This is a genomic window from Streptomyces sp. NPDC004561, from assembly GCF_053602155.1.
Genome location: NZ_JBSGDB010000560.1, coordinates 1 through 5,305, shown reverse-complemented (window position 1 = coordinate 5,305; position 5,305 = coordinate 1). Strand labels below are relative to the sequence as shown.

Below are 5,305 nucleotides of genomic sequence, written 5' to 3'. Positions count from 1 at the left end.
CGCACCCGACTGGCAGAAGCTGACCACCACCTTCACCACCGGCGCCGCCACCACCAAGGTGACCCTCTACACGCACGGCTGGTACGGCACCGGCAACCCCCTGATCCGGGCCGCGGCCGGGACCTTCGCGTCGACGTAACGGCGGGCCCGGTCCGCGGCGGCCGGGGCGGTGGTGGCGCCCCGCGCCTGCTGCGTGGCCTCGGCCGTCGTGCCCGAGACCGCCGAGGCCGCCGTGCCGGTCAGGCCGGTCACGGTGTCGTGCACGTCGCTGACGGCGCCGTCGACAGTGTCGCCGAGCGCGCCCGTGACGCTGCCGGCGCCGGTGGCGCTGCCGGTGCCGGTCGCGGCGCCCGCGTCCGGCACGGAGAGGGAGGAGGCGGGCAGTTCGTCCGCGTTGGCCGCGGCCGAGCCGAGCGCCCAGGCGCCGGTGACACCGGCGGCTATCACGATCGAACGGCGAATGTTCTTGTTCATTGCGTGCGTCAAATCCTTCGGAAACGGCTGAAAACGGCTAGGGGTTCCGTCCGGAGAGCGCTGAGCACTGGAGGGTCCGGACGGGCGGGCAGACCTGTTCCGCCCCCGCGCGACAGGTCCTGGCGGGGAGGTCGGCCCTGCTGCCTAGCCGGGGAAGACGGGGATGTCCCGGTGCCGTTCCCGGGTCGCGGGCGCGTCGACGCGCGCGGTGACGCCGGGCGCGAGCCGCACCGGCGCCCGGTCGGAGAGGGCGACGGCGTAGGCGTCGCCGTGGCGGGACGCGCTGCCGTCCGCCGCCTGCTTGCCGAGCACGCCGTCGGGGTCGCCGGTGGGCACGGGGCCGCGAGGGGCGTCGACGGGGGTGGCGGCGGTGCCGTGGGCGGCAGGGACAGGCGCCGGCTGCCCGAACGCCAGGGGCGCCTCGGGGCCGTACGCGACGGCCGCCGGCGTCGCCGAGGAAGCCGCGGCACGGACGGTGCGCTGCTTCGCCGGGGTCTTCGCAGGGGCCTTCGCCGTCGTGCCACCGTGCCGGTGCGCGCGGGGCGCAGGGGCCTTGGCGTCCGGCGCCTGGCCGAGGACCCGTACCGGCTTGAGGTCGGGTACCTGCTTGAGGTCCGGCACCTGGCCGAGGTTCGGGGCCTGTTCGAGGTCCGGCACCGGGTCGAGCTTCGGCAGGGGCAGGGAGCGCGCCGTCGTCCGCGTGTCGGCGACGGTCCGGGACACCGTGGCCCCGACGGACCGGGAGGTCGTGGTCACCACGTCCTGTACGGGAGCGGCGACCCGATCGGTCACCGTGCGCACCGTCTCGACCGGATCCACCCGGCCCTCGTGCCCGGTCACCGCCGAACGCGCCGGAGCCGTCCTCGCCGGCACCGGCATCCGGTCGGCCGCGTGCGCCTGCTCCCCGCAGAGGAACCCGAGCACGAACAACCCGCCGACCAGCAGCGCCAGCTGGAGCGCACGCCGCCCGGCCACCGTACGCAACGCGCGCACGGTGACACCGAAGAGGGCTGCTGGGAAGGTCAAGGAGGGGGACTTCCTCGGGGGGCGGCACGACACGGGCTCCGCCGATCCTCGCACGCACCGCCCGAGGCCGCGCAAGCCCCCTGTTACCGATGGGTAGTCATATCCCTTTTCCTGGCCCTTTCCCGCCCGGCGTCACGCGGTGTCCGGTATCGGCAGCGGCCGTTTCTCGAGTGCCGCGGCCATCACCTCGGGGAACAGGTCGGGCGTGCAGGCGAAGGCCGGTGCCCCGAGCGCGGCGAGCGTGGCCGCGTGGTCCCGGTCGTAGGCCGGCGCGCCCTCGTCCGACAGGGCGAGCAGCGCCACGAACTGCACCCCGGACGCCTTCATGGCCGCCACCCGCTTGAGCATCTCGTCGCGGATACCGCCCTCGTAGAGGTCGCTGATCAGCACGACCACCGCCTCGGCGGGCCGCGTGATCTGCGACTGGCAGTAGGCGAGCGCCCGGTTGATGTCCGTGCCACCGCCGAGCTGGGTGCCGAAGAGGACGTCGACCGGGTCGTCGAGCTGGTCGGTGAGGTCCACCACCGCCGTGTCGAAGACGACCAGCCGCGTGCTGATCGACCGCATGGAGGCGAGCACCGCGCCGAACACGGACGCGTAGACCACGGACGCCGCCATCGACCCGGACTGGTCGATGCAGAGGACCACCTCCTTCTTCACCGACCGCGCGGCCCGCCCGTACCCGATGAGCCGTTCCGGTACGACCGTGCGGTGCTCGGGCAGGTAGTGCCTGAGGTTGGCCGCTATGGTGCGGTTCCAGTCGATGTCGTGATGGCGCGGCCTGCTCACGCGCGCGCTGCGGTCCAGGGCCCCGGTGAGCGTGGCCCGGGTCCGGGTCGCGAGCCGCTTCTCCAGGTCCTGCACCACCTTGCGCACGACCGCCCGCGCCGTCTCCTTCGTCGTCTCCGGCATCGCCTTGTTGAGCGAGAGCAGCGTGCCGACCAGGTGCACGTCGGCCTCCACCGCCTCCAGCATCTCCGGTTCCAGCAGCAGGGAGGCGAGGCCGAGCCGGTCGATGGCGTCGCGCTGCATGACCTGGACGACGGAGGAGGGGAAGTAGGTGCGGATGTCCCCGAGCCAGCGCGCCACGGACGGCGCCGAGGCCCCGAGCCCCGCCGAACGCTCCCGCCCCGCCTGCGGTTTGTCCGCCTTGCCGTAGAGCGCGGCCAGCGTGCCGTCCATCGCCGCGTCCCGCCCGGACAGCGCGCATCCGGTGCCGTCGGCCTGGTCCCCGCCGAGCACCAGCCGCCAACGCCGCAGCCGCTCCCGCGCCGGGTCACCGGCAGCCGCCGGCATCTGTTCGGTCGTCATGTGCCCACCCCCGCGATGCTGTTGTCGTCGGTCGTCCCGGGTTGCTCGTCCAGGCCGAGCAGCAGTCGCAGCACTGGCAGCACGGCATCGGAGCGCTCGGTGTCCGCCTCGACGGCGAAGCCGGGGGTCATGGCTCCTTGGCCTCCCCCTCCCGGCCGTTCTCCCGGTCCGCGCCGCACCAGCTCGCCTAGGGTCCTGCGCACGCCCGGCTCGTACCCCGCGAACGTGCGCCGCAGCAGCGGCAGTACGTCCGTGAACGCCTCCGCCGGCACCCCGGTCAGCCAGTCGTCGACCAGGCCGAGCAGGCGCTCGTCGTGCACCAGCAGCATGCCGCCCCCGCCGCCGACGAACCCCTCGACCCAGGCGGCCGCGTCGACGGGCGGTGTCCCCGGCGACAGCGCGAGCCCCATCAGCCGCGCCGCCTCCTCGGGCCCCAGCTCACCGTCGTCCAGCAACAGCCGAACCGCCCGCCCCCGGACGACCCCGGGCACGGTGTCCCGCAGGGACAGAGTCCGCAGCACGGCCCTCCAGCGGTGCCGCAGGTCGCCGACCTCAGTTCTTCCGCTCCCCCTCCCGCTCTCGTCGGCACCGGTGAGGGTCTCGCCCAGCAGCCCCACCGCCGTGTGCACGGCGTCCACATGACCGCGCATCTCCTCGGCCGCGTCGGCGTCGAGCGCGGCACAGGCCGGGGGGAGGCCGACGAAGATCCGCTCGGCCAGGCCCGCCGCGACCCCGGCCAGCGCGCGGGTGTCGGTGCCGCGCACGTCGCCGTAGCGCAGGGAGCGGACCAGGGCGGGCAGGGCCTCCGCGAGGTGCCCGACGTCCGTGTCCAGGGCCGCCCGGTCGGCGAGCACCCGCATGACCACCGGCAGGGCGTCCGGCAGCCCCGCGAGCAGGCAGTGCTCGGCGAGCGCGGTGACGTCGGCGAGGGCCCGGGCGGCGACCGCGTCCGCCTCCGCCCTGGCCTGTGCCGCCGCGTGCACGGTCGTCCCCCACACCCCCGCCTCCGCGACCCGCACCGCCAGCTCCGGCTCCCAGCGCAGCCGCCAGGTCTCCCGGAACGTGCCCGTGCTCCCTCGCGACCGGGCCGGCTCCCCCCAGCCGACGCCGAGCAGCCGCAGCCGGTGCAGCAGTCTGCTGCGGCCCGCGTCGGTGTCCTTGCGCAGATCCAGCTCCAGCTCGCGCTCCAGCGCCTCCGGTTTGAGCCGCAACGCCCGCTGCTGCCGGGCCAGGTCGCGCTGCAGCGGCACCGCGGGGGCCGTCTCCGGGACCTCGCCCAGGACGTCCCCGACCACCAGCCGGTCGTGCACCAGCGACAGCGGCACGTCCGAGCCGTCGCACATCACCGCGTGCACCGCGTCGGTGGTCTCCCCGAGGCCCGGCAGCGGCCGGCCGCGCAGTGCCGCGAGGGTCCGGGCGAGCCGTACGGCCTCGATGACATGCGCGGAGGAGACGATCCGGTCCTCCTCGCGCAGCAGCCGCGCCACCTTGGTCAGCCATCGCTCGACCGGCCGGTCGGGCGCGCGGAACAGATGGCCGTACCAGCCCGGCGAGTCGATGCCCGCGCCGTACCCGCTGGACCGGGCCAGTCTGCGGTGCGTCCAGGGCACCCAGGTCAGGTCCGCCTTGACCTTGGGCAGCCCCTTCAGCAGCGCCCGGTCGGCGCCGACGGTGCGCTTCTCGCGCAGCGCGGGCACGTGCCAGGCCCCGCACACCACGGCGATCGTGTTCCCGAACTCCTTTCGCGCTGCTCGCAGTTCGAGCCGCATATGAGCCTCGCGCACCAGGTCCCGTGAGCGCCCGCCGGCGCCGTACCGCTCGCGCAGTGCGCCCATGGCCTCCGCCAGCGCGGCGAACGGCGCGAAGGGGTCCCGCTCCCCCGGCCCCCGGTGCTCGACGACGTCCTCCCACCACCGCTCGGGATCGTCGTACCCAGCGGCCTCGGCGAGAACGGCGAGGGGGTCGACGCGGATCTGGTCCTCGGGGGTGGGGGTGGTGGGGGTCGCGGTGGCGGTGGTGGCTGGGGCCGCGGTGGTGGCGGTAGCGGTAGCGGTAGCCGCAGCGGGGCCGGAGTCGGGCTCGGACTTGGGTTCGGGTTGGGGTTGGGGTTCAAGTTGGGGTTCGGGCGCAAGCCCACCCCCTGCCCCAGCCCCAGCCCCAGCCCCAGCAGGGACCTCTCCCCCGTCCTCGCCCTCGAATTCCCGTTCCTCCCACGCGAGGGTGTGCGTGGCAGGAAGGTCGATGAAGCGGGCCGGGACGTCGTGTTCGAGGGCCCAGCGGATGGCCACCCACTCGGGGCTGAACTCGGCGAAGGGCCAGAACGCCGAGCGGCCGGGCTCGTCCACGGCATGGGCGAGCAGGGCGACCGGGGGCTTCAGGTCCGGGTCGGCGGCCAGCGGGATCAGCGCGTCGGCCTCGGGCGGGCCCTCGATCAGGACGGCGGCGGGCCGGGCCGCGTCCAGAGCGGCGCGCACCGCGCGCGCGGAGCCGGGCC

General features: G+C 75.0%; 4 protein-coding genes. All 4 read right to left on the bottom strand.

What is annotated here, in order from left to right:
* Window positions 1-66: 66 nt before the first annotated feature.
* Window positions 67-474 (bottom strand): hypothetical protein, encoded by a 408-nt coding sequence (locus ACWEN3_RS40715; protein WP_452982039.1) that lies wholly within the window; start codon window positions 472-474, stop codon window positions 67-69.
* 144 nt (window positions 475-618) lie between these two features.
* Window positions 619-1,500: a hypothetical protein gene (locus tag ACWEN3_RS40710; protein WP_452982037.1), complete on the bottom strand. Its 882-nt coding sequence runs from the start codon at window positions 1,498-1,500 to the stop codon at window positions 619-621.
* Between the two features lie 132 nt (window positions 1,501-1,632).
* Complete coding sequence (locus ACWEN3_RS40705; protein WP_452982034.1) at window positions 1,633-2,811, bottom strand: vWA domain-containing protein; 1,179 nt, start codon at window positions 2,809-2,811, stop codon at window positions 1,633-1,635.
* Window positions 2,808-5,305, bottom strand: a 2,498-nt coding sequence (locus ACWEN3_RS40700) for a DUF5682 family protein (protein ID WP_452982031.1), incomplete at its 5' end; no start/stop codon positions are given. The genes ACWEN3_RS40705 and ACWEN3_RS40700, both read right to left, overlap by 4 nt.

Bases quoted from the DNA above. Each gene is read 5' to 3' on its own strand.
- ACWEN3_RS40715 (WP_452982039.1), bottom strand. From the start codon at position 474: ATGAACAAGAACATTCGCCGTTCGATCGTGATAGCCGCCGGTGTCACC.
- ACWEN3_RS40705 (WP_452982034.1), bottom strand. From the start codon at position 2,811: ATGACGACCGAACAGATGCCGGCGGCTGCCGGTGACCCGGCGCGGGAG.